The sequence below is a fragment of the Microbacterium sp. SORGH_AS_0862 genome (assembly GCF_030818795.1).
Lineage (GTDB): Bacteria > Actinomycetota > Actinomycetes > Actinomycetales > Microbacteriaceae > Microbacterium.
This window is the reverse complement of sequence record NZ_JAUTAY010000001.1, coordinates 2,664,152-2,687,705: the sequence shown is the minus strand read 5'-3', so window position 1 is coordinate 2,687,705 and position 23,554 is coordinate 2,664,152. Positions and strand designations below refer to the sequence as shown.

Annotated in this window: 24 protein-coding genes and 1 tRNA gene; 10 read left to right on the top strand and 15 right to left on the bottom strand. The window is 67.6% G+C overall.

Annotation, left to right across the window (positions count from 1 at the left end; translation table 11 throughout):
* Position 1: 1 nt before the first annotated feature.
* The 5 genes from QE377_RS13190 to QE377_RS13170 all read right to left on the bottom strand — a co-directional run bounded on the left by QE377_RS13190 (position 2) and on the right by QE377_RS13170 (position 5,086).
* Positions 2–904, bottom strand: coding sequence for a carbon-nitrogen hydrolase family protein (locus QE377_RS13190; protein WP_307323964.1), 903 nt, complete (start codon positions 902–904; stop codon positions 2–4).
* An 8-nt stretch (positions 905–912) separates the two neighbouring features.
* Positions 913–1,440: an MSMEG_0572/Sll0783 family nitrogen starvation response protein gene (locus QE377_RS13185; RefSeq protein WP_210072631.1), complete on the bottom strand. Its 528-nt coding sequence runs from the start codon at positions 1,438–1,440 to the stop codon at positions 913–915.
* 101 nt (positions 1,441–1,541) lie between these two features.
* Positions 1,542–2,936 (bottom strand): MSMEG_0567/sll0787 family protein, encoded by a 1,395-nt coding sequence (locus QE377_RS13180; protein ID WP_307323960.1) that lies wholly within the window; start codon positions 2,934–2,936, stop codon positions 1,542–1,544.
* The gene (locus QE377_RS13175) at positions 2,933–4,027 is read right to left on the bottom strand and encodes an MSMEG_0568 family radical SAM protein (protein ID WP_307323957.1); all 1,095 of its coding nucleotides are present in this window, start codon (positions 4,025–4,027) and stop codon (positions 2,933–2,935) included. The genes QE377_RS13180 and QE377_RS13175 overlap by 4 nt, the downstream gene beginning before the upstream one ends.
* A gap of 162 nt (positions 4,028–4,189) precedes the next feature.
* Positions 4,190–5,086 carry a LysR family transcriptional regulator gene (locus tag QE377_RS13170; protein ID WP_307323954.1) on the bottom strand — a complete coding sequence of 299 codons (897 nt, stop codon included), beginning with the start codon at positions 5,084–5,086 and terminating at the stop codon, positions 4,190–4,192.
* A 133-nt stretch (positions 5,087–5,219) separates the two neighbouring features.
* On the opposite strand from QE377_RS13170, the gene QE377_RS13165 reads away from it, so the two are divergent.
* The 3 genes from QE377_RS13165 to QE377_RS13155 all read left to right on the top strand — a co-directional run bounded on the left by QE377_RS13165 (position 5,220) and on the right by QE377_RS13155 (position 7,956).
* A complete protein-coding gene (locus tag QE377_RS13165; RefSeq protein WP_307323951.1) occupies positions 5,220–6,125 on the top strand; it encodes an alpha/beta hydrolase in 906 nt (301 codons plus the stop codon).
* 65 nt (positions 6,126–6,190) lie between these two features.
* Positions 6,191–7,444, top strand: a complete 1,254-nt coding sequence (locus QE377_RS13160; protein ID WP_307323948.1) for an MFS transporter — start codon at positions 6,191–6,193, stop codon at positions 7,442–7,444.
* A 341-nt stretch (positions 7,445–7,785) separates the two neighbouring features.
* Positions 7,786–7,956: a helix-turn-helix domain-containing protein gene (locus QE377_RS13155; protein WP_307323945.1), complete on the top strand. Its 171-nt coding sequence runs from the start codon at positions 7,786–7,788 to the stop codon at positions 7,954–7,956.
* 222 nt (positions 7,957–8,178) lie between these two features.
* Here QE377_RS13155 and QE377_RS13150 read toward each other — a convergent pair whose 3' ends face one another.
* The gene (locus tag QE377_RS13150) at positions 8,179–8,736 is read right to left on the bottom strand and encodes a hypothetical protein (RefSeq protein ID WP_307220025.1); all 558 of its coding nucleotides are present in this window, start codon (positions 8,734–8,736) and stop codon (positions 8,179–8,181) included.
* A 46-nt stretch (positions 8,737–8,782) separates the two neighbouring features.
* Between QE377_RS13150 and QE377_RS13145 the strand changes: the two genes are divergently transcribed.
* Positions 8,783–9,550, top strand: a complete 768-nt coding sequence (locus QE377_RS13145) for a class I SAM-dependent methyltransferase (protein WP_307323942.1) — start codon at positions 8,783–8,785, stop codon at positions 9,548–9,550.
* 6 nt (positions 9,551–9,556) lie between these two features.
* Here QE377_RS13145 and QE377_RS13140 read toward each other — a convergent pair whose 3' ends face one another.
* Positions 9,557–10,249 carry a TetR/AcrR family transcriptional regulator gene (locus tag QE377_RS13140; RefSeq protein ID WP_307323939.1) on the bottom strand — a complete coding sequence of 231 codons (693 nt, stop codon included), beginning with the start codon at positions 10,247–10,249 and terminating at the stop codon, positions 9,557–9,559.
* A gap of 44 nt (positions 10,250–10,293) precedes the next feature.
* Between QE377_RS13140 and QE377_RS13135 the strand changes: the two genes are divergently transcribed.
* The gene (locus tag QE377_RS13135; protein WP_307220018.1) at positions 10,294–11,748 is read left to right on the top strand and encodes an MFS transporter; all 1,455 of its coding nucleotides are present in this window, start codon (positions 10,294–10,296) and stop codon (positions 11,746–11,748) included.
* 192 nt (positions 11,749–11,940) lie between these two features.
* On the opposite strand, the gene QE377_RS13130 is transcribed toward QE377_RS13135, so the two are convergent.
* From QE377_RS13130 to galU, 4 genes are all read right to left on the bottom strand, one after another.
* Positions 11,941–12,013 (bottom strand) — tRNA-Ala (locus QE377_RS13130).
* Between the two features lie 46 nt (positions 12,014–12,059).
* Positions 12,060–12,959, bottom strand: a complete 900-nt coding sequence (locus tag QE377_RS13125) for a large exoprotein (RefSeq protein WP_307323936.1) — start codon at positions 12,957–12,959, stop codon at positions 12,060–12,062.
* Between the two features lie 57 nt (positions 12,960–13,016).
* Entirely contained in the window at positions 13,017–13,652 is a 636-nt protein-coding gene (locus tag QE377_RS13120) for a GNAT family N-acetyltransferase (RefSeq protein ID WP_307323934.1), read from the bottom strand.
* A 17-nt stretch (positions 13,653–13,669) separates the two neighbouring features.
* The gene (galU, locus tag QE377_RS13115; protein WP_307323930.1) at positions 13,670–14,554 is read right to left on the bottom strand and encodes a UTP--glucose-1-phosphate uridylyltransferase GalU; all 885 of its coding nucleotides are present in this window, start codon (positions 14,552–14,554) and stop codon (positions 13,670–13,672) included.
* 53 nt (positions 14,555–14,607) lie between these two features.
* On the opposite strand from galU, the gene QE377_RS13110 reads away from it, so the two are divergent.
* The 3 genes from QE377_RS13110 to mscL are packed head-to-tail and all read left to right on the top strand — an operon-like array spanning position 14,608 to position 15,982.
* Positions 14,608–15,213, top strand: a complete 606-nt coding sequence (locus QE377_RS13110; protein WP_307323927.1) for a 5-formyltetrahydrofolate cyclo-ligase — start codon at positions 14,608–14,610, stop codon at positions 15,211–15,213.
* Between the two features lie 21 nt (positions 15,214–15,234).
* Positions 15,235–15,528: an FmdB family zinc ribbon protein gene (locus tag QE377_RS13105; RefSeq protein WP_307323925.1), complete on the top strand. Its 294-nt coding sequence runs from the start codon at positions 15,235–15,237 to the stop codon at positions 15,526–15,528.
* 34 nt (positions 15,529–15,562) lie between these two features.
* On the top strand, positions 15,563–15,982 hold the full coding sequence (gene mscL, locus QE377_RS13100) for a large conductance mechanosensitive channel protein MscL (RefSeq protein ID WP_234074928.1): 420 nt from the start codon (positions 15,563–15,565) through the stop codon (positions 15,980–15,982).
* A 4-nt stretch (positions 15,983–15,986) separates the two neighbouring features.
* Here mscL and QE377_RS13095 read toward each other — a convergent pair whose 3' ends face one another.
* Entirely contained in the window at positions 15,987–16,169 is a 183-nt protein-coding gene (locus QE377_RS13095) for a hypothetical protein (RefSeq protein ID WP_307323921.1), read from the bottom strand.
* Positions 16,156–19,851 carry an AAA family ATPase gene (locus QE377_RS13090; RefSeq protein WP_307323919.1) on the bottom strand — a complete coding sequence of 1,232 codons (3,696 nt, stop codon included), beginning with the start codon at positions 19,849–19,851 and terminating at the stop codon, positions 16,156–16,158. Before QE377_RS13090 ends, QE377_RS13095 begins: the two co-directional genes overlap by 14 nt.
* Positions 19,852–20,049: 198 nt before the next feature.
* On the opposite strand from QE377_RS13090, the gene QE377_RS13085 reads away from it, so the two are divergent.
* Positions 20,050–20,568 carry a methylated-DNA--[protein]-cysteine S-methyltransferase gene (locus QE377_RS13085; RefSeq protein WP_307323916.1) on the top strand — a complete coding sequence of 173 codons (519 nt, stop codon included), beginning with the start codon at positions 20,050–20,052 and terminating at the stop codon, positions 20,566–20,568.
* A gap of 21 nt (positions 20,569–20,589) precedes the next feature.
* On the opposite strand, the gene QE377_RS13080 is transcribed toward QE377_RS13085, so the two are convergent.
* Positions 20,590–22,206 carry a cation acetate symporter gene (locus QE377_RS13080; protein WP_307323913.1) on the bottom strand — a complete coding sequence of 539 codons (1,617 nt, stop codon included), beginning with the start codon at positions 22,204–22,206 and terminating at the stop codon, positions 20,590–20,592.
* On the bottom strand, positions 22,203–22,556 hold the full coding sequence (locus QE377_RS13075) for a DUF485 domain-containing protein (protein WP_234074925.1): 354 nt from the start codon (positions 22,554–22,556) through the stop codon (positions 22,203–22,205). The genes QE377_RS13080 and QE377_RS13075 overlap by 4 nt, the downstream gene beginning before the upstream one ends.
* A 131-nt stretch (positions 22,557–22,687) precedes the next feature.
* Here QE377_RS13075 and QE377_RS13070 point away from each other — a divergent pair, with 131 nt between their 5' ends.
* On the top strand, positions 22,688–23,536 hold the full coding sequence (locus QE377_RS13070; RefSeq protein ID WP_307323908.1) for a LuxR C-terminal-related transcriptional regulator: 849 nt from the start codon (positions 22,688–22,690) through the stop codon (positions 23,534–23,536).
* Positions 23,537–23,554 lie beyond the last annotated feature (18 nt).

Genomic DNA, 23,554 nt, shown 5'->3' with positions numbered 1-23,554 from the left:
CTCAGGCACGGGCCAGCTCCTTCCATCCCTCGACGTGTTCCCCGGCCGTCTCGGTGACCGGGCCGTACACGTCGGGTCGACGGTCGCGCAGGTGGAACATGCCCCCGCGCATCGTCCGGAACGTCTCCTCGACGTCGATCTCGGCGATGGCGAGCCCGGTGCCGAGCAAGGTCGTCGCGAGGATGTTGCCGCCCGGGTCGACCACCTTGGCGTTGCCGACGTAGCGGAGCGATCCGAACGTGCCGGACTGGTTGGATGCCATCCAGAACACCTGGTTGTCGAGGGCCCGCGCGATGTCGAACTGGTTGAACCGGTAGGTCCATCGGTCGTCCTGCAGGTTCTCGGCGGTCGCGGTGCGCGCCGCGGGCCACGCCGACATGCTCACCACGATCTCGGCACCGTCGAGGGCGAGCATGCGCGCGGCCTCGGGGAACGCCTTGTCGTAGCAGATCTGCATGCCCACGCGTCCGACGGGGGTGTCGAAGGCGCGATAGGTGTCGCCGGCCGAGTACGACATGTTCTCGCCCAGCGGCTGGTGCACCTTGCGGTACGAGCCGTAGATGTTCTCGCCGTCCAGGCAGACCGCGGCGTTGTACCGCGTCTCACCGTCGTCGGCCAGTTCGCAGAAGCCGATCGTCACGACCATGTCGCCGACGAGCTCCTGCACGCGCGCGATCTCGGGGCCGTCCAGCCGGATGGCCGGCGGCATCGAGCGCTTCGTGGTCTTCACTGTGTCGCCGTGGTTTCCCAGCGACGACAGGTATCCCCCGATGGCCGCCTCGGGGAATGCCACGAAGGTCACCCCTTCGGCGCGGGCTTGCGCCAGCAGGTCGGCGATGAGGGCGTAGTTCTGCTCCAGGTCCCGGGTGAAGTTCGCCGAGACGGATGCCACTTTCATCGTCATGCTCGGCCTCAGAGGTTGTAGGTGGAGTTGATGATCGCGCCCTTGCGCGCGTAGTAGATCAGCGCGTCCTGCACGTCGAGCGGATGCGCGGGGATGACGCCCTCGATGAGGTCCTCCTCGCGGATGCCGTGCAGTGCCAGGCCGAAGCGGCAGCAGTAGACAGTGCCGCCCTCCTTGATGAACGTCTCGAGCGAGTTGTTCATGTTGAGTTCGCCCGGGAATCCGGCGTCGCCCGTGGTGGGGAAGCCGCGGTTGGCCGTCGCCGCGAGCGTGCCAGGACCGTAGAGGTAGATCGCGGACTCGAAGCCCTTACGCAGGGCACGGGTGGCCTGCAGGATCGCGACGAAGCTCACCGAGGACTCGTGAGGGATGCCGTGGATGAGAGTGAAGTACGTCTCGCCGTCCTCCGCCTGGAAGTCAGGGAAGAGCTTCGTCGAGCCGTAGATGTTGCTGCCTTTGGGGAGCGAGGGGTGCGGGACCTCGCCGAGGGACTTGGCGATGTTCTCTGCGATCTGGGCATCGATGTCGGTGGTCATGGTGGTGTCCTTCGCGTCGGTGGAACGGGGGTCGAGCGGGTGTCTGCTAACAGGTTCGCGGCTTGGTGTTTCGAATTGGTTTCGTTCGGAAAGAGGTAGCGTTACGCCTGGCCGAGGCCGGTGGCATCCGTGTCGAGCGCACGGGTCTCGACGCCGTCGGGCCACCTCAGCACGACGCCGGGCTCGGCGCTCAGTTGACCGATCGTGGCCGAGTGCGCGAGCGGCGAGGGGATCTCGAGCGCCTCGGCCGTGAGCATGCCGTACCCAGGGAAGCAGGTGAGCCAGTCGCCGAAGGCGACGTCGGGCGGCGCGGGTATGTCGGCCACGTCGATGCGCGCGCCGGTGCCGGAGGCCTCGGCGAGCATCGCCGTCGTGCCGACGATGCCGGCCATGCTGACGTCTTTCGCCGCAGCGGGCCGGTGCGCAGCGAGGAGCCCCGCCAGGTGCCGCAGCTCCTCCCCCGTCCGGGTGGAGGTCGAGTCCCACTGGCGGCCCTCGAAGCCGCGACGCCAGCGGCCGTGCAGGTCGACGGTCAGCCCGAGCCGGTGCCCGGCCCGCCCGCCGCCTCCGGGGATCGGCGCGGACGTTCGCCCGAGCGCTGTCACAGCCAGCGACGCCGCCCCGCGTACCTGCGTGTGCCCGCCCAGGATCGGCACATCCCACGCGACCGCGGCGCTGCGCAACCCCGACACGATGCGGCGGACCGCCGACGGGGTGGGCGCCGACACGGCATCCATCAGCCCCACCGCCCGCGCGCCCATCGCCGACAGGTCGTTGACGTTCACCAGCACCCCACACCACCCGGCCCACTCGGGGTCTTTGTCGATGAGGGCGGGGAGGATCGCGTCGGTGGCGACCACGACGTCGGTGCCCGACACCGGCGCCCCGTCGTCGCCCACCCAGCCGTCGCCGCCGAGGGCGTCGGGATGGTCGTCGCGGATGCCGGCGAGCACGTCGCCGAGGGGGAGCTTCATCGCCCCTACGAGCTCGACGATGCGGTCGATGGGCCAGCGCATCCGCACGTGGGGAGTACCGCCGATCGAGGTCTCGCCCCAACGCACCCATCCGAGGTGGCGGAAGAGGGGCTCGTTGCGCTCCTGCACCGTGGCGTCGAAGCGCAGCACGCCGCGGCTCACCGCCTCGCGACACGCTTCGCGAACGAGAGCGGAACCGATCCCGCCCGCGTGCCGAGCGCCGCGACGCACGACCAGTCGGCCGCCCGTCCACCAGCCGATGTCGCGTGCGGTGGCGGGGGCAAACCGCACCCCGCCGAGCACGTCACCTGTGGCGGTCGCCGCGACGAGCACCACGGTGCGGGGGTCGTCGTCGATGTCGTCGTGATCCGTGCCGGCGAAAAGCCCCTGCTCGTCGACGAAGACGTCGCGCCGAATCGCGCGGTACGCGGCGAGGTCCGCCGCATCGGCCACCCGGATCACCCACGCGGGCGCCTCCTGCGTGCGGGGTGTGCCGGTCAACACCGGCACGTCGAACATCATGCGCCCGCCGTCTTGAGGATGCTGCACGCCCCGCACGCGGCACAGCCGGCCTTCTGATCCTCGCCGCGCATACCGGCCGCGTGCAGCAGCTTCGCGACCCGCGAGGTGATGTCGTCGACGACCGCGCGGTGCGGCGCCGGAACCTTGTCGACGTCGGTGGCGAGCGTGCCCTTCAGCGGGCGGAACGGCACGACGAACGGGTAGACGCCCATCTCAATCAACTCGCGCGCTCCCTCGACCGCCTCATCTGGGTCCTCCCCCATCCCGACGATCAGGTAGGTCGACACCTGGTTCCAGCCGAACACCCGCACAGCCTCGCGCCACGCGGCGCGATACTCGTCCATGCTCACGCGGGACTTGCCCGGCATCCACCGTCGGCGCACCTCGTCATCCATGGACTCGACATGGATGCCGATGGACCGGGCGCCGGCGCCGTACAGATCAGTGATGGCCTGGAGGTCGGCGGGCGGCTCGCACTGCACCTGGATCTCGAGTTGCGGCACCGCCGCCTTCACCGCGCGCACGCACCGGGCCAGGTGTTTCGCACCCCGATCCCACCCGTTGGAGGTGCCGGTGGTCATGACCATGTGAGTGACGCCGTCGAGCCTCACCGCAGCTTCGGCTACCTCGGCGAGCATCGCCGGCGTCTTCACTGCGATGGTCGTGCCGGCGGCGAGAGAGGCCTCGATCGCGCAGAATCGACAGCGTTCGCTCTCGTCGTATCGCACGCACGTCTGCACGACCGTGGTCGCGAGAACGTTCTTGCCATGCAGCTTCGCGATCTTGTCGTAGGCAACGCCCTCGTCGGTCTGCAGATCGTAGAACCGAGGGCGCGCGACCGGCGCGACATCGAATCCGAGGTCGGCGCCGTCGCGGGTGAGCCGACCGGTTGCCGTGATGACATACGGACTCTTCGGATTCAACGGGATGGCGGCCCCTTCGCCGTCGACGATGAAATGGCCGTCATCGCTGGGGCCGGCTCCGCCGGCGCGACGCACGGGCGCGTCGCTGCGGACACCGAGCAGGGCTAGACTGACGCGCGTCGATACGCGGTCGTGTTGGGCCGGTGCGAGCGCTGAAACGTTCTCCATGCTTTCCAGTAGATCGGCGCGGTGTTTCGATTCGACAACGGCCGGATGGCGATCGGGTTTCGTCGCGGACGGAGACTTCCCATCGGGTCCGGGCTCACGAAGTCGGCGTAACCACACCGATTGCGCGCCTGGAGCGATGCCCGCCTCGGCGGACGCGGCGACTCAGGCGACGACCGATGCGACCAGCTCACGAAGCCATCGATGAGCCGGATCGAGCGTGTGAAGCGGACTCCACGCAGCGCAGATACGAAACGACGGGGCGATCTGTTCCGGCACCGGCACCCACCTCGTGGCGTTGGCCGCGCAGCGCTTGATCGCAAGCCGCGCCGGCACCAGCGCAGTCAGGCCTCCGCTCTCGACGACCGCGAACAGTTGGAGGAAGCTGTCGGTGCGGACCACGAGGATCTCTTCCATGCCGCTGCGCTCGATCAGCCGGGCGGGCGACCACGGCGCGTTGATGATGTCGTAGCAAGCCGCCCAGCTGCGACGAGCGAGATAGGCCGGATCCACGGGTTCGCGAAGATCGTCGTCGAGGGAGACCACGTAGGCCCACCGCTCTTCGTAGAGGGTGAGAGTGGGCACGCCCTCCGGAAGCGCCGGCTCCGGGAGGACAACCAGATCGTGGCGGCTGAGTTGCTCACGGAGCGTCGGCTGCATGGCGCTGGAGGGCGCCTCGAGACGAAGGCGAGCATGAGGCGCCTCGAGGCGTAGCCGTTGGATCAATGCCGGAGCGATCACCTCGGCCTCGGCATCCGACACCAGGATCGTGAACTCGCGGTCGCTGGTGGCGGGGTCGAAGGAGCTCGATGCTCCCGCGACCGCGTCGATGTCGTTCATGAGCGCTGCAACCGTGCCCCGAAGGCGTCGCGCCAGCGGCGTCAACTGGGTGCCGCGACCGCGCACTCGGACGAGAAGCGGATCGTCGAAGTGACGTCGTAACCGACCGAGTGCAGCACTGCACGCCGGCTGAGACAACCCAAGCGCCGCAGCGGCGCGTGTGACGCTCTGCTCCTGCAACAGCGCGTGGAGCGGGCGAAGAAGGTTGAGGTCGAGTTGCATGGAGGAACATTATCTGTTTTATGGATGAAAACCATACAAATAGGGCTCTGGACGAATGGGTTATTCACGGCGAAAGTGGGAGCGTTCGTCGAACGGACCCGGTTCGACCCTCAGGACCTCAGAGAGGATGTCCATGTACGAAGATGTCACCTTCAACCTTCCCACGACGACGCTGCGGGGCCGCTTGTATCTCCCGCCGACGGACGAAGAACCGTCACCGGTCGTGATCGCGCACTCCGGGATTGGCAGTGTCGCCGAGGGCATCTACGACCTTGCGCCGACCTTCACCGAAAGCGGGTCAGCGGTGCTCTTCTACGACCACCGCGGTTTCGGCTACAGCGATGGGCTTCCGCGTCAGGAGGTCGATCCGCTGCAGTTCGCGCGAGACTTGCGCGATGTGATCACCCTTCTGTCCGACCACCCCCGAATCGACGCGGGCCGGATCTCATTGCTGGGTCTCAGTCTGGGAGGGCTGGTCAGCCTGCTGGTGGCCGGCACGGACCACCGCATCGCATCCGTGGTCGCGATCGTCCCACCCATCAGCGGGTTCTCGGCCCGCGGACTGTTCCCGGCAGACGCCCTTCGCCAACTCGACGAGGATCTCGCACGGGATCGGAGTGCTCAGCTGCACGGGGCCGAACCTCGAATGCTGCAGACCAGCGGGGTACGCGTTCCCGGAGGTCCCGACGTCATGTTCGATGACCCCGAGGGATGGGCGTTCGTACAGCGCTACATGGATCTGCCCAGTTTCCGTAATGAGCTCACACTGTCCTCGGCCGGACGAGTGTTCGAGGCCGAAGTCGGCGGGTACGCGCCGAGGATCGTCGCGCCGGTGCTCATGGTGCTCGCGTCGAACGACACTGTTGCTCCCGTGGCCGATGCTCGCGCATTCTTCGATGACCTTCGCGGCGAGAAAGAGCTCTGGGAATACCCAGGCCAGCACTACGGCATCCTCCTGGACAACTACCGGGCCATCATCTCGCGGTCCATGAGCTGGATCGCAGGTCGACGCCACCCCGTGCCCGCGGTCGCTGTCTGAGGCCGGGGATACCGCACCTGCCGCGTCGCCCGCTGCGCGGTCCCACAGAGAAGAAAGGTTCAACGATGAACTTTCCGACCCCCGTTCCACAGTCCTCCGAGTCCGCCCCCGTCGATCCGCGCACGGGTCGTCACGCTACCGCCGCGCAAGGCATTCTGCTGTTGGCCGCCAGTAGCATGCCCGTGCTGGGGACGGTTCTCATCTCGCCGGTGCTGCCGTCCATCGGTCAGCAGTTCGGAAACGATCCGGCCGCTGCCGCGCTCGTTCCGCTGATCGCCTCGGCGCCGGCGCTGCTCATCGGGCTCCTCTCGCCCGTCGCCGGCCTTCTCGTCGAACGTCTGGGAAGCAAGCGTGTGCTGCTGATCGGGCTCGTCGTCTACGCCCTCGTCGGCACGGCGCCTGCCTTCCTGAATAGCCTGGCGCCGATCATCGCGACCCGCTTGGCTGTGGGCGCTGCCGAAGCCTTCATCATGACCTGCTGCACCGCGCTGATCACCGACTACTACGTGCAGCGCATGCGAGTGAGGTACCTCAGCCTGCAGGCTGTCGTCACCGCGCTCGCGGCAACGGTGTTCCTTGCGCTCGGCGGACTGTTGGGCAACCTCGGATGGCGCGCACCTTTCTGGGTCTATCCTGTATCGCTCGTGCTCGCCGTGGCCGGCTGGCTGATCCTCTGGCCCGTCGGGCGTCGCTCCTCGCAGACGACCGCGGGCCCGACACGGACACGCCTCTCAGCGCGGGTGCTGGCCTTTCCAATGGCAATCAGCTTCATCGCGGCCATCGTCCTACTCATTCCGATCGTCCAACTCCCGTACCTGCTGGTCGGAGCCGGCACCACGTCGCCTGGGACGATCGGGCTCACCGCCGCTATCGTTTCGCTGGCCACCGCGCTGGGCGCGTTCACCTATCCCCTCCTCGTGCGCGTCATAGACCCCGCGAAGGTCCGCATCGTCGCCTTCGTCCTGGCCGGCTGCGGACTACTCGTCGTGCCCTTGACCCCGGGAGCGACCGGGATCGCTGCAGCGATGGCGATCACCAGTCTGGGCACAGGGTCGCTGCTCCCCGGTCTCGTGACATGGGCCGTCGACGCGGTGCCGCCATCGCGCCGAGGACAGGGCATCGGGTGGTGGTGGTCGTCGATCTACCTCGGACAGTTCGCCTCGCCCCTCGTCGTGGTGGCCCTCAGCGAAGTGCTCGGTGGGCTGACGGTCGCGGTCGTAGCCGTGGGCGGCGTCAGCGTTGCAACGGCGCTCTTTCTCGTCTTCGTCCCCGCAACTCCTCGTCCGACAGTGTCCGAGACGGTCGCCGTCGAAGGATGACCTGAGCCACGGCGATGGCGAAGGCCCCAGCATCCGTCGATCGGATGCTGGGGCCTTCGCTTGTCGAAGTTCCGGTGGTGGACCTACTGCACGCCTACTCCAAACATTGCGACGGCCGCGGTCCGGCAGAGCTGGCGGTGCAAGCAGCGCAGTCCCGCAGAGTACGATCCGTTACGCAGCGGAGTGGTACTGCTCGCCAGCTACGCGCTGCGCAGGTAGATGACCTGGTCGCTCACTACCAGGAAGTGCGCAACGTGGCCGAGGTAGCACGACACTTCGGTGTCACACGGCAGACCGTCGGTGCGCATCTCGCCTCGCGCGGAATCCAGACCGTTCGCCGGATGAGCGAGGCGGATATCTCGACCGCGGCGGCGCTGTATCGCGAAGGACGTTCGGCCGCGATCATCGGACGCAGACTCGGGTTCGACCCGCAGACCGTGCTCAACGGACTGCGAAGCGTTGAGGTTCCGATCCGCGCGCGTCCCGGGCGCGACCGCCAAGGACCACGCTGACGGCAGTTCATATGCCCTCGGAAAACGAAGGCGGATGCCACTCCGCGCGACGTTCTCTCGCGAGCCGCACCGGTGCTTGGGAATCTGCTCGAACCCGGACTTCGACTGAGCCTCATGACGAGAGCGGTCACTCGTACGCCAGCGGTCGCCGATTGGCGTGGCAGTCAACTGAGGGAAGTCAGCGGCGTGTGTTCGAGTGGGCGAAGGTAAGGCCGCCTGAGATCAGTCGCAATCAATCCAGCCACCGACCTGCCATGATTCCGGAAGACGTGCCAGGTAATCGAGACACCAGTCTCGATCGGCCCGAAAGCCATGCCACGTGAGGCGGAGGATCTCCATGGCATGCGCGGGTCCGAGATCTCGCGACTGATCAAGAAACTCCTGCTCATGGGCGAGCACCGTCTCGATAGCGGCCACTCGTGCAGAGAGTCCGCGACGAAGTTCATCAATCGTCAGTGTGGGCGTGAAGTAGAGCAGCGGAATCAGGCTCAGCGGTTGAAAGTCTCGCTCTTCCAGCAGTGACCGCAGCAAGGAGAGCAACTGCTCACGACCCTTTGTAGTGCAGACGTATTGCGTTGCCCGTTCGCTCTCGCCGCTCGTCACGTCGATGAAACCGCGCGAGCTCAGGGTGCGGAGCTGCTGATAGATCGACGGTGCGGCGATGGTCGTCCAGCGAGAGACCGCCCACTCCTTCAGCACCTTCTCGATGCCGTACGCACCGATGGGACCGCGATACGCAACGATTCCCAACACCATGATCTTTGTCGTCTGCCGTGACATCAACCACGTCCTATACTCGTTACTAAAACTATAGTACCATGATGACATGAGAAGCGAAAGACCGCTAGGCAGCTACGGGGTGGACGCCCCCTGGGTTCCGTGGATGTGGATCGGCTACGCCATCCTCTACACCTGCCTTGCCATCGCATCGGTGGTCTTATGGTCTGCGTGGCGGCCCATCACAGTCCTCCTCTGCGTCGTCGCCTTAGCCTCGGTACTCGGGGCAGCGCTGTTCTGGTATGCCTCACTGCGCGGCAAATTCATCCTCTGGGAGCAGATTCTGCGGTCCGCGAACGTATGCGATCGCCGGAACGCACTCGATCTCGGGTGCGGGCACGGCATGGTCGCAATCATGACGGCACGACGAGCCCCAGCGATGACCGTCGTCGGTATCGATCTCTGGCGTAGCGTCGACCAATCCGGGAACACCCCGGAGGCCGCACAGGCGAACGCAAGGATGAACGGCGTCGATGATCGAGTCCGATTCGACACCGGAGACATGACCGCGCTGCCATACGAGTCGAACTCGTTCGACCTCATCACTGCCAGCCTCGCCATTCACAACATCCCTTCCCGAGAAGGACGCCGCGACGCAATCAACGAGGCCGTGCGAGTGCTTTCGGACGGAGGGACGATCCTCATCGCGGACATCCGACGCACGAAGCAGTACGCCCAAGACCTCCGCGCAGCGGGCCTACACGTCACAACCCAACCGCTCGGCTGGCGCGGCTGGTGGAGCGGCCCCTGGATGGCGACAACCTCACTGAGTGCAGTGAAACCACCGGCGCCGAAGAGGACCCGACTCAGCGCCTAGGATCATTCACCGCCCGGGGGAATCGACGTCTCTCTGGATTCCCAGCAGGATCAAGTCCAATCCGACGGTGAACTGGCTTCGGTCGTCATGGTGACGGAAGTCCGACGCGGTGGCGTGAAGGAACGGGTACCGCTCGGCGTCAAGCTCTTCCCATCGTTTGGACTGTTCCATGAGCCACTCGTCCTGCGTCTGCCCGGGAGTCACCGACTGGGCGTTGTCGGCCATTTGTGCGGCCACTCCCATCACGTAGGTGACGATTGCCGTTGCAACGTAAAACTGGCGTTTGGCCGGGACGCCGTAGGAGTCGAGGAGTCCGCCAATCCGGTCCAGCACTCTCAGTGTTCCGTGGAGCCCGGGACTCTTGGGGAGTCGCGCACCCACCCAGGGGTGGCGGTCAAGGTTATCGAAGAGCGACAGCGCGATGCTGCGGATGGCCTCAAGCTCCCGTATGGGCTTCTGGTCGTTTGTCGTGGCGACGTTCGCGAGCACCTGCTCGCAGGCGAGGTCGAGAAGTTCGTTCCGATTCGAGACATGCCAGTAGATCGCGCCCGACCCGCTACGCAACCGTTCTGAGAGCATTCGAAAGGTTAGCCCCGTTTCGCCGGACTCTTCGAGGATCTCGATTGCCGCACGCACGATCTCCTCCCTCGACAAGGAAGCGTCTTTGCGTCGCCGACCCGAGGTGTGTGAAGCGGGCATGCTTCCATCTTGACACAAATGGAACGGCAATCCAATATGAGATTATGGAACAGCGATCCAATTCACAGCAGCACCCGAACGCGGGCACCCGCCCGCAGTCGCTTCGCGCTGCGGGGCTTGCCCTCACGGGTCTTGCGGCAGTGTTCCTCATCGAAATGCTCGACACCTCGGTGCTGAACGTCGCACTGCCGACGATCGCGAAGGATCTGGCAGCCTCCGCATCAGAATTGCAGTGGGTGAGCGGCGCCTATGCGTTGATGTTCGGCGCACTGATGCTCGTCTTCGGATCCATCGCTGATCGATTCGGTCGCCGCCGCATGATGCTCATCGGCCTCGCGCTGTTCGGCGTGTCAAGCGCGGCAGTCTTGTTCGTGTCGACTCCCGAGGAACTGGTCCTTCTTAGGGCGCTGACCGGTGTCGCCGCGGCCATGACCGCCCCCGGTTCGATGGCGTTGTCGTTTCGACTCTTCGATGACGATGCACTCCGCGTGCGGGCGACCGCCCTGATCTCCACGGTCGGACTCGTCGGCCTCGCAGTCGGACCGACAATCGGCGGGCTGGTTCTCGAGGTCGCTCCTTGGCAGACGCTCTTGTTGATGAACGTCCCCATCGCTGTACTGGCTTTTCTCGGGATTCGTCTCGGGATCCGCGCCGACCGTCCGGATGAGCTGCGCCTTGTTCCCATCGATGTGCTCGGGGCTATCTTGGGCACTGCCGCGATTGTCCTCGCGCTACTCACCCCCACGATGCTCCTCGACGCGATTCCAGGTGCATGGGCGGTCGGCGTGGCAGCCGTGGTCGCCCTCGCTGCCTTCGTCGTCCGTCAGCGCCGAGCGTCGCACCCGCTCATCGACATGGCGCTACTCCGACGCCGCCCCGTCTCGACGGGATTGATTTATCAAGCGGCGCTCGGACTCGCGACCGCCGGCCTCGGCTACACCGTCACCCTGCAACTGCAGCTCGTGTGGGGATGGCCACCTGCACTCGCCGCACTCGGTGTGCTTCCGCAAGTCATCACCATGATCGCGATCGGACCCTTCGTCGAACGAATCGTCAAGACATTCGGCATCGACAAATCCGCGCTCTTCGGCTCCTGCGCGGTCATCACCGGGCTCCTGCTCTACGCCCTCTTCGCGCGCTTGAGCTATGTCCTCATTGCCATCGCGATGATGCTCGTCGCCGCAGGCATGCGCGTGACCATGATCACTACGACAATCAACGTCATGCGCGGCCTCCCCTCCGACCGCACATCAATCGGCGCCGCATTCAACGACACCGCACAAGAACTCGCCGCCGGAATCGGCATCGCCATCGTCGGCTTGGTCGTCGCAGCATCAACCAGCGGCCCCCTCATCGCAGAGGGATGGACATCGACGCAATCGATCACTCTTGAGAACGCGATCACCCTTGGCGTCCTGACATTGACGACGACCGCGTTCACGCTTCTCGCCGTTGCTCTCGTCAGAGCGCGTCGTAGCCGCGCCGAGGCAGCACACTGATGACTGCAAAGAGCCGGAAAGGGGGTGGTATAAGACGGGGGTATCGGCGAAAGCCCGATCTGCAAGCGACTCCCCGTTCGGCGGAGATAGCGGGACCCGAGAGGGCTGGAGCAGGCCTAAGCATGTCCCGATAACGAATGTCGAAAACCCGATCAGACACACTTTCGTGTGTCCGATCGGGCGTCCGGTCGGTGGACCTGAGGGGATTCGAACCCCTGACCTCTTCATTGCGAACGAAGCGCGCTACCAACTGCGCCACAGGCCCGGAACTCAACGAGCCTATCACGGCCCGAAGTGGCGGACGAACCGCGTCAACCAGCCGCTCGACGCGTCGAGAGCAGGCGCCGAACGTGGTCCTCGATCTCCGCGTCGTCGACGTATCCCATCCGCGCGAAGGGCGACTCTTCGGGCGCCTTCGCGACCCGTGCGGTGTCGATCGACGGCGGCGCGGCCTGCTCAGCGCGCTCACGCTTGGCCTCCTCGACCGCGGCGCGACGAAGCGCTGCGCGCGCGTCCGCCGCATCCTGTACGAGAGACGCCTGCGACCCCGACGTTGCTGCCAGAGGACGGGGCAACGAGCGCGGCTCCCACGTGGCGGGAGCGGACCGCGTCGGCAGTGCCACATCCTGCACATCAACCTGGCGGGCCTCGACTACCACCTGCGGGGCGGGAGCGACTCGGCGAGCTGCGCGACGCGCCACACGCGACATCTGCTGCAGCATCAGCACCGAGACGACGAAGACCGCACCCGACGCCCACAGCACGGTAGTGCTCGCCATGGCCACCTGCACCCATACTCCCAGCCCCGCTCCTGCGAGCGACAGAAGCGCCAGGACGGTGGCCGTCAGACGCGCGCGTCTGCGTGCCCGGGCCATGCGCACCTCGGGACGTTCGCGCACCGCACGAGCCTCCTGCTTGGCGGCCGCGAGCTCCTGACGCGCGACCTCGAGCTGTGCCCGCTCGCGCTCGGCGAGCGTCTGACGCGCGAGCCTCTGTTGAGCGGATGCGGTGCGTGCCGTCAGCTCGAGCCGCACCTCCTCGGGCGTCTCGCTGGTCTCGGCGAGAACCCGGAGGGCCTGATTGAGGCGAACCGCATTGCGCTCGGCAGCGTTGTACTGGTGTCGGCTGTGCCAGGAGGGCAGGAGGTAGAGCAGCCAAAGCGTCACAGCGACGAGGAAGATCACCCCTCCGCCCAACACCTGTCCGCCCATGCCGTCAACGGTAGGCGACGCACCGCGGCGAAGCGGGCAAGCGTCGGCGTGTCGGCGTCAGTCGGGGCGAGCGATGCGGTCGCGCTCCGGCACGGTCGCAGCATCGGCGGGTGCGCGGCCGGCGACCCATCGAGCCAGCACCCCCTCGGGCACCTCTTCGCGGGTGAGCGCGAAGGCGTAGTGGTCGCGCCAGTCACCGTCTATGTGGATGTACCGACGGCGCAGACCCTCGTAGCGGAAACCGAGCTTCTGCACGACCCTCAGACTCGCGTCGTTCTCCGGCCGGATGCAGATCTCCATCCGGTGCAGCCGCAGCTCCGTGAAGCAGAGATCCGTCGCGAGAGCCACAGAGGTCGGCGTGATGTCCCGGCCGGCGAACTCGCGGGCGACCCAATAGCCGATCGTCGCCGATGCGAGCGACCCGCGTGCGATCCCCCACACATTCAACTGACCCGCGACCCGCCCGTCGTACTCCATGACCAGCGGAACGCCCGCACCGTCGCGGTACTGCTGGAGGAGACGGCGGATGCCGATCTTCATGTCGAGGAGAACGGCGCCGTCGGGGCTCGTCGCCTCCCACGGACGCAGCCAGGTGCGGTTCGACATCAGGTGATCCTGCAGCACGCGCGCATCGCGCGCACGGATCAGACGGATGCCGACCCGCCCGTGCTCGCGCGGTGCCGAAAGGTCCACCTCGAACCTCCCCCGGTTCAGAGTCCGGCGACGAAGTCCTTCAGCCACGGCCGCAGGTCCGGGCCGAGATCGTCGCGATCACTGGCGAGCTGGACGATCGCCTTGATGTAGTCGAGTTTGTCACCCGTGTCATAGCGCCGGCCGCGGAAGACCACGCCGTAGACGCCGCGCTCGGGATCCGTGGCCAGCTCCTCCAGCGCATCGGTCAGCTGGATCTCGCCGCCCTTGCCGGGCTCGGTGCGCTCGAGCACCTCGAACACCTCGGGACCGAGCACATAGCGACCGATGATGGCGAGGTTGGAGGGCGCATCCTCCTTCTTGGGCTTCTCGACGAGGCCCGTCACCTTCACGACGCCGTCCTCGTCGGTCTCCTCGACCGCCGCGACACCGTAGAGGTGGATGCTCTCCGGGTCGACCTCCATGAGGGCGATCACCGCGGCCCCGCGCTTGTCGTACTCGGAGAGCATCTTCGACAGCAGAGGGTCGCGCTCGTCGATCAGGTCGTCACCCAGCAGCACCGCGAACGGGTGATCCCCGACGTGAGCCTGTGCACGCAGCACCGCGTGCCCGAGCCCCTTCGGCTCCCCCTGACGCACCATGTGCACATCAGCGAGGTCGGAGGAGTGCTCCACCTTCGCGAGCTTTCCGGTGTCGCCCTTCTCCCGCAGCTTCTGCTCCAGCTCGGGCATCGCGTCGAAGTGGTTCGCGATGTTGTTCTTGTTGCGGCCGATGATGATCAGCACGTCCTGGATGCCCGCTTCGACCGCCTCTTCCACGACGTACTGGATGGCGGGTTTGTCGACGACGGGCAACATCTCCTTCGGCATCGCCTTCGTGGCGGGCAGGAATCGTGTTCCCAGACCCGCGGCGGGAATGACGGCCTTGAAGGGCTTGTGACTCATGCCGCGATCCTATCGGCACGCCTTCCCCGGTTGCGGTCCTTAGAATCATGTGCATGTCAGACGGTGACGATCGCAATGCAGTGGACGACGTCAAGCGCGCACTCCGCGCCGACCTGCGGGAGCGGCGGCAGACGCTGTCGGCCGCCGCGCGGGAGAGCGCGGGCGCGGGAGTCCACCAGCAGCTCGACGTCCTGACAGCGGCGCACCACGTGAAATCGCTCTCCTGCTTCCTTTCCACCAACGCCGAGCCCGACACGCGTGAGTTCGTGCGCGAGGCGGTGCGACGCGGCATCCGGGTCCTCCTCCCCGTCACCAGGGTGGACGGCCTGCTCGACTGGGCCGTCGCCACCGAGGACGGCGAGATCGCCGAGGGTCTGTTCGGTCTTCCCGAGCCCGTGGGAGAGCTGCTCGGGCCCATCGCCGTCAACGATGTGGACCTGATGATCGTGCCCGCCGCCGCTGTCGACCGACGTGGGATGCGGCTGGGATGGGGTCGCGGCTACTTCGACAAGACCATCGGCTCGATGCAGAAGTGCCCGCCGGTGTACGCGGTGGTCTACGACTCCGAGATCCTCGACGACGTCCCGACCGATGTGCACGACCAGCCCGTCGACGGCGTCGTCACCCCCACCCGCACCCTGACGCTGCGCGCCCGCTGAGCGCCTGACCCCGGAGGCACCATGCCCACCTACGCCTATGCCTGCAAGTCCTGCGGACACCGCTTCGACACCGTCCAGTCCTTCTCCGACCCTGCGCTGACCGAGTGCCCCTCGTGCGGCGGCATGCTGCGCAAGGAGTACGGCTCGATCGGCGTCACCTTCAACGGCTCCGGCTTCTACCGCACAGACTCGCGCGGCGGCACATCCGCCTCGAGCTCGACCGGCACGTCGGGTGGAGACTCCGGCTCGTCCGGGGCATCATCGAGCACGGGAGCCACCACTCCCACTGCCCCCGCCGCTCCCGCGGCATCCTGACCGGCCCGACGCCGACGAGATGAGGAGAGATTCGATGATCAAGGGTTTCAAGGAGTTCATCCTCCGCGGCAATGTGATCGACCTCGCGGTCGCGGTCGTCATCGGCGCGGCGTTCACGGCGGTGGTCAACGCGATCGTCGCGTCGATCATCACGCCGCTCATCGAGATCTTCTGGAAGGCCGACGAGAACGGCGTTCCCGGCATCCCCGTGCCCGACATCTACGGCGGTACGGTCACGTTCCCGATCGGCGGGCTGATCACGGCGATCGTGAGCTTCTTCGCCGTCGCGGTCGTCGTCTACTTCGCGTTCGTCATGCCGATGAACCTGTGGAAGGCGCGCCAGGCCGCGCGCGCCGGTGTGCGCGAGCCCGAAGCTGCTCCGGCCCCCACCGAGCAGGAGCTGCTGGTGCAGATCCGCGACCTGCTCGAGCAGCAGAACAAGACCCGGCCCTGACGCCTCAATAGTGCGGCGGGACCTCGCGCCGCATCCGCTCGTCGTTCGGGCCCGCCTCGGACGCAGCGGATGCGGCGTCGTCGTCTCTGCTGTCGGGCTCATCGACCGCGCCGGGCGCCGGGGTCAGCCGAGCGCGCCGCGCGCCCGCCACGCGGACGACGCGCTGGCGATCGTCACTCGGTGACATCGATGGGCTGCGTGCTCGCCTGCGGCGATGTGCCCGCCTCGACGCCCAGCAGCGTCGCTACGCGCGCCGCGACCGCCGCGGGATCGCTGTAGAGGTCGAAGGCGTGGACGCGCAGGTAGTGCCACCCCAGCCGTCGCAGGATCTGCGGGCGCAGACGCAGCGATTCGCGCAGCGACTCGGGGCGCGTCTCCGGGTCGCTCTCGACGACGACGGCCTTGCCGTCATGGCCCGCCACCAGGGGCAGCAGTCCGCGGTAGTCGAGATCGACCTTGATGCCCTTGGCACGCAGCTCACTGGCGAGAGCGCGGGTCAACGGGTCGGCGAGATCCTCGAGACGCGTCTCACGCGCTCGTGCCGCCACTCCGCCCAGGATGCTCATGAGGGTCGCGGCGCCGTGCTCGAGCCTGCCGTCCTCGAAAGCGCTGGGACGGATCGAGGAGACGATCACCATCGAGCGACGCGCACGGGTCATTCCGACCGTGAGCAATCGCTCGCCGTCCGCCGTCGACAGGTCGCCGAAGTCGCTGAGAACGCGGCCATGCTTGGTCAGCCCGAACCCGAGCGAGAAGACGACCCGGTCCCGGCTCTCCGCCACCGACTCCTCGAGCGTCAGCACGGCGAACGGCTCGGCCGTCTCGCGCGACACGAAATCGGCCACATCGGCGCGGCCCGCGAAGGCGACATCGACGGCCGCGCGGATGCGTTCGGCGTGCCGCCTGCTGGCCGTGACGACCATGAGGCTCTCGCCGGAACGGTTGACCGCGTGCTCGGTCACAAGCGTCACGACGCGCGCGACTTCGGCATCCGGGCTCTCGACGGCACCCGAGATCGGGTCCGGCGTTCCCGTTCCGCCCTCGACGTAGTCGACGCTGAGGCTCCCCCGCCCGAGGTAGGCACCGGCCCAGGGCAGCGAGACGAGCTCGCCACCGTAGAACGCATCGTTCACGAGTTGCGCGAGGTCTTCCCCGCCGGCGCGGTAGCTGCGGGTGAGGGTGGCGACGTCGAGCAGTTCCGCCATCCGCTCGAAGACCGAGACGTCGTCGAAGGGCTCGTCGAACTCGTCCGCGACCGCGCGCTCGCCCGCGCCGACCGCGAACGGGGTGGGCTTCTGGGTGACGGGGTCGCCGAAGAGCACCACCTGACGAGCACGGCGCAGCGCGGGCGCCGCCTCCGCGAGGCAGAGGGCGGCCGCATCCGCGATGATCACGACATCGAACGGCGGGTGGTCGGGGATCTCGGGCACCTCATAGGGCGACGCGAGCCAGACCGGCGCGAGCGTGCGCATGAGCGTCGGCGCCGCCCGCACGAGCTGCTCCGGGGCCGAGACACCGCCCTTCAGCGCCTGCTTGAGAGCCGCGGCCTCGTCGGCATGGTCGACCAGGCCGATCTTCCACTGCGTCGCGAGCTGCGCGGCGAGGACGGGGCCGGATGCCGCGGCGTGCGCTTCGTCGACGAGCCGGAAGTCGCGCTCGAGACGGTCCAGCACCGCGGTGTTCGCTCCGAGAAGCGCGCGGTCGGTGCGCAGCAGATGCTCCAGGGCAGACTGCCACCACGCGAACTCGAGCTCGGCCGCGACCTGGTCCTCGGGCGCATGGCGCACCGACAGCTCGGTGAGCAGGGGCGCGAGTCCCATGCGATCGAGTTCGGTGCGCAGCGTGGCGCGCTCGACGAGGTTCTCGAAGTACGCCGACTCGGCGGCGAGTCCGGCCAGCACGCGCATCAGCTGCGCCACCGGAAGCGAGGCCAGTCGGCTCGACTCACGACGCCGCAGGATCTGGTCCAGTTCGCCGAGCTGCGCGTGCACGCGCTGCCACGCGACGTGCACGTCGGCGAGCCCGACCGGCACCTCGGGCACGACGCCCGCATCCACCAGACGCTGCCAATCCGCACGCTGCTGCTGGATGCGCACGAGCGACTCGTACATGTCGCCGACGTGGACGCCGGGGCGCACATACTCGCGCGAGAGGCGCTTGAGCCGACGTCGGTTGGCGCTGGACATCTCGGCGGATTCCCGCTTGGGTGCATGCGCCTGGATGAGCTCGACGATCGGACGCTCGAAGACGCTCGGGCTGAACTTGTCGAGGGTCTCGCGGATGCCCTGCAGCAGACGCAGATAGTCGCCGAGCTCATCGATCGTGCGGAAGGGCCGCATCCGCGTCTGCGCGATCAGCTCGTAGCCGCGCTCGAGCAGGCTCGGGACCTCGCGGCCGCTCAGCTTTCCGGCGAGCGCGTGCGCGGCGCGCGCCGACTCGGTGGTGTCGAAGCTCACGCCGTACCAGGGCGAGTCGTCGGGACCGAAGCGGAACTCCCCCAGCTTCGCGGCGGCCACGAGCTTCGCCGCCGCCTGCGGCCGGGCGTCCCGCAATGCCTCGAGGGTGGCGATGTCGAAACGGGCGGTGGTCGACGGAGCCGGCGACAGTGCGCTCAGCTCGGTCAGCCGCCGCACGACCTGCAGCGCCGAGGTGCCGAGGCTGGGATGCGATGCGGTCAGCGCGCCGCGGTAGTCGCGCAGCACCGTGCGCAGTCGCAGCAGCGCGTCGTCGATCTCCGCGACCTTCGGCGGCTGAGCCTTCTCATTGCGTCCGATCGCGCGGATCAGATCACGGTGCAGGTGTCGCGGGGTGACGGCGAGCGCGTCCAGGCCGATCCCTGCGAGGCGATGGCGGACGCCGTCGAGGGTCGATCGGCGAGCACTGACCACGAGCACGCGACGACCGCTCTGCACGAGGGCGCCGATCGCATTGATGACGGTCTGCGTGCCTCCTGTGCCCGGCAGGGTGTGCACCGCGAGCGAGTGACCGGCCGCGATACGCGCGAGCACGGCTTCCTGCTCCTCGTCCGCATCCAGCAACAGCGTGTCGGCGGCCGGCGTCCGCTCGTCCGGGCTGGTGACGCGGGGAAGCGCGGGACGCACCGAGAGGCGCGCGCGCTCGTCGGGGTGCCCCGCGAGCGCGTTCAGCACCGGGTGGTCGAGGTCGGCGGTGTCGCGAGCCATGCCCGAGCCCACATCGACGAAGTTGGAGACGACCAGACGCGGCACGACGGTGAAGGTCGGGATGTGGGTCGTGAGCGCCCGCAGGTGGTCGATCACGGGCTGCGGGCGGAACACGGCGCCGTCGTGAGCGAGGCCGGCGAGGGCCGCCGAGTCCAGGTGGATGCCGAAGTGGGTGCCCAGCGCGCGCACGAGCTCCGGATTGACGACGAAGGAGCCGTGGAGCTTGAGCTCGAAGTCGGTGTGGTGACGGCGGATCGCGAGAGGCCGCAGCAGCACCGGAGCAGTGCACATGATCCCGCCGATGCGCCACGAGGCCATGCCCACGGCGAGCGAGACGGTCTCCAGGCCACGCGCCGTGCGCAACTCGACGTTCTTGGCGGTGATCCGCTCCGCCGCCATCCGCGCGGTGCGCAGGGCGACCTCGTCGCGGTAGAGATTGGACAGCAGCGTCGACCGGCCGGTCAGGAACTGGGGCAGGCTCCCCGGGTGCGCCTTGTTGATGTCGATGCCGCGCTCGGGCGAGTCTTCATAGAAGAGGAGCGTCGAGCGCCCGCCGAGCAGTGCGGCCTGTGCGCGCAGCCGTGCGCGCTCGGGGTCGGCCACGTGCGCGACGACGACACCGGGCTCCGCGACGCCGAGATCACTCGGGCGCACCGGATTCGTCGCCTCGTCTGCACCAGAGATCATGGTGCCTTCTCCACGCCACACACGTGTCACCATAGGCGTGAGATGGGCGAGCGGGGCTCAACCACGGCCGAGTTTCGCCGGATTGGCGACACGCCGGACGGACCGGCCGTTCCTCCCCACGTTCACCCGGCCCGCGCGTTGTCCGCCGGGCGGACGCTCTCCCCGCGGAAGGAGTGCACGCACGAGAAGGATGAGCACATGACCCCGACAGGCTTCCGCATCCATCCCACGCCCCTCGGCGATGCCCTCGTTCTGACGAGCGACGCCGGCCTCATCGGCTTCGAGTTCCTCGCCGCGCCGTTCGGCTCCGTCCTCGCAGCGTGGACGCAGCGCCTGGGCGGGGAGCCGGCACCGATCGACGACGATGCCGACTCGCTGCTCAGCCAGGTGGACGAGTACTTCGAAGGGACGCGCACGACGTTCGAGGTCGCGCTGGACCTGAGTCTCGTCAGCGGCTTCTCCCGTGACGCGTTGGAAGCGGTATCCCGCATCCCCTACGGCGAGACGGCGAGCTACGGTGAGATCGCGATCGAGGCCGGGTCGCCGCGGGCGCATCGCGCGGTCGGTTCGGCGTGCGCCCACACGCCGATCTCGCTCGTGATCCCCGCGCATCGCGTCATCCGCTCCGACGGGTCGATCGGCGAGTACGGCGGACGCCCCGAGCACAAGCGCTACCTGCTCGATCTCGAGGCCGCGCATCGTCCGGCGGGCGTGTAGGCCGCCCGCCGGACGATGTCGCTAGTGGTCGACCGCTTTCTCGGCGCCGAACCCGGTGAGCGAGCGCACCTCCATCTCGGCGGCCTTCTTGCGGTCCTCGGCGCGGCGTGAGGTCACCGACCCCAGCCATCCGAGGAAGAAGCCCAACGGGATCGAGATGATGCCCGGATTGTTGAGCGGCCAGATCGCGACGCCCACGTCCTTGAACACGCTCGTGGGCGTGCCCCAGAACACGGGCGACAGCACGATCAGCACGATCGCCGCCCCGAGCCCGCCGTACATGCTCCACACCGCGCCGCGCGTCGTGAACTTGCGCCAGAACAGCGAGAACAGGATGGTGGGCAGGTTGGCCGAGGCGGCGACGGCGAAGGCCAGCGCGACCAGGAACGCCACGTTCTGACCCTGTACGCCGATGCCGCCGAGGATGGCCAGCACCCCGATGACGATGACCGTGCGCCGCGCGACCTTGACCTCCCCGTCCGGCGGGACGTTCCCCTTCTTCACGACGCTCGCGTAGATGTCGTGCGCGAACGATGCCGCCGCCGTGATCGTGAGGCCGGCGACGACCGCGAGGATGGTGGCGAATGCCACCGCGGAGATGAAGCCGAGCAGAACGGGGCCGCCCAGGTAGAGCGCGAGCAGCGGAGCCGCGGAGTTGACGCCGCCCGGCGCCGCCGCGATCGTCTCGGGCCCCACCAGTGCGCCCGCGCCGTAACCGAGCACGAGAGTGAGCAGATAGAAGAGGCCGATCAGCCAGATCGCCCACACCACCGAACGCCGTGCTTCCTTCGCGGTGGGCACCGTATAGAAGCGCATCAGCACGTGCGGCAGGCCCGCCGTGCCGAGCACGAGGGCGAGGGCGAGCGAGATGAAGTCCCACGGGTTCTTGCCGTACTGCAGTCCCGGGCCCAGCACCGCTTCACCCTTCGGCGAGGCGGCGACCGCGCTCTCCAGCAGCGTGTTCAGGTTGAAGCCGTTGATCGCCAACACCCAGACGGTCATCACGAGAGCGCCGCCGATCAAGAGGAAGGCCTTCACGATCTGGACCCAGGTCGTCCCCTTCATCCCGCCGATGAGCACGTAGACGATCATCAGCACGCCGACCACCGCGACGACGATGGACTGCCCGATCTGGTCGCCGATACCCAGCAGCAGCGAGACGAGACCACCGGCGCCCGCCATCTGCGCGAGCAGATAGAAGAAGCACACCGCCAGGGTCGTGATGGCCGCCGCCATCCGCACCGGACGTTCCTTGAGGCGGAACGACAGGACGTCGGCCATCGTGAAGCGACCGGTGTTGCGCATGAGCTCGGCCACGAGCAGCAGCGCGACGAGCCACGCAACCAAGAAGCCGATCGAGTAGAGGAAGCCGTCGTAGCCGTTGATCGCGATGGCTCCGCAGATGCCGAGGAAGGATGCCGCCGACAGGTAGTCGCCGGCGATCGCGAAGCCGTTCTGCGGCCCTGTGAAAGAGCGACCGGCGGCGTAGTAGTCGGCGGCGGTCTTGTTGTTACGGGAAGCGCGGATGACGATGAACAGCGTCACCGCGACGAACGCCGCGAAGATCGAGATGTTCAGGACGGGATCGTTCTCGACCGTCTGCACGGCGGCATGGATGGCTCCGAAGACCTCGTTCATCGCGCACCCGCCTCTCGCCGCTCCAGATCCTCACGGATCGCGCGCGACTGCGGGTCGAGGCGCCGGTTGGCGTAGGCGACGTAGGCCATCGTGATGACGAACGTCGAGACGAACTGGCCGAGCCCGAGCAGCAGACCCACGGTGATGTCACCCGAGACGCGCGTGGCCATGAAGTCCGCGGCGAAGGATGAAAGCAGCACGTAAGCGAAGTACCAGAGCAGGAACGCGATCGCGAGGGGGAAGACGAACGCGCGCTGTGCTCGTTTCAGGCGTTGGAACGGGGGTGATTCCTCCACCTCGATGTAGTCGATTCCCGCGCCGTCAGCGGCGCGGTCGTGCGATTCAGTCATGTGGCCTCCTTGCCTCATGCCGCGGATGCGGGGTGTCCATCCGAGCCGTCGTCGCCTCTTCGCGGCGATGGTAGGGTCGACGCTACGAAAATCGGCAACGAGGCCGACACCCCCGGAAGTAGGTAGCACCTATGTCCCCCGGAACCACCAGCGACCTGCAGTTGATGACGCGTGCCGTCCACGATCTGGTCGCCCGCACACGCTTCCCCGTCGCCTTCGGCGGGCTCGTACGCGAGCACTCCGTGCACGTGAGTTCCATCGTCGGCGCCCGCGGGCGGACCATCGAAGGCCTCATCGTGCGCGAGCAGCGGGGACTCGGTGGGCGGGCGCTCACCGAGAAGCGTCCACGGCTGGCTCTGGACTACCGGAGCGCACGCGGGATCACCCACGACTACGACGGTCCGATCCTCGGCGAAGGCATCGCGACGCTCTTCGCGGTTCCCGTGGTCGCGGCGGGCCGCACCCGCGGCGTGCTGTACTGCGGCTCCTGGGGTCAGACGGCCGTGGACGACGTGACGGCGGCACCGGCTTTGAGGATCGCCGACGCGCTCGCGTCGGAGCTCCGCATCCGCGACGAGGTCGCCCGCCGTGTCGAGCGCGCGCAGGACGCAGCACCGGAGAGCGCGTGGGATGCGGCGGCGCGCGAGCAGGTGCGGGAGAGTTTCGCGGAACTGCGTGCGATCTCCGCGACGGTCAGCGACGCTGCGCTGCGCGAGCGTCTCGCCGCCGTCGAACGCCGCCTCGCGGAGGTCGCGGCGGGCGACCAACCCGCACCGTCGGCGTCGGTCCAGCTGTCGCCGCGCGAATTGGACGTGCTCGCATGCGCCGCCCTGGGGTCGACCAACGCGCAGATCGCGCAGGAGCTCGCGCTGAAGGAGACGACCGTCAAGTCGTACCTCGCGGCGGCGATGTCGAAGCTGGAGGCGACGACGCGGCACGCGGCCGTGGCCAAGGCGCGCCGGGCGCGGCTGCTGCCCTGATCAGCCGGTGATCTGTAT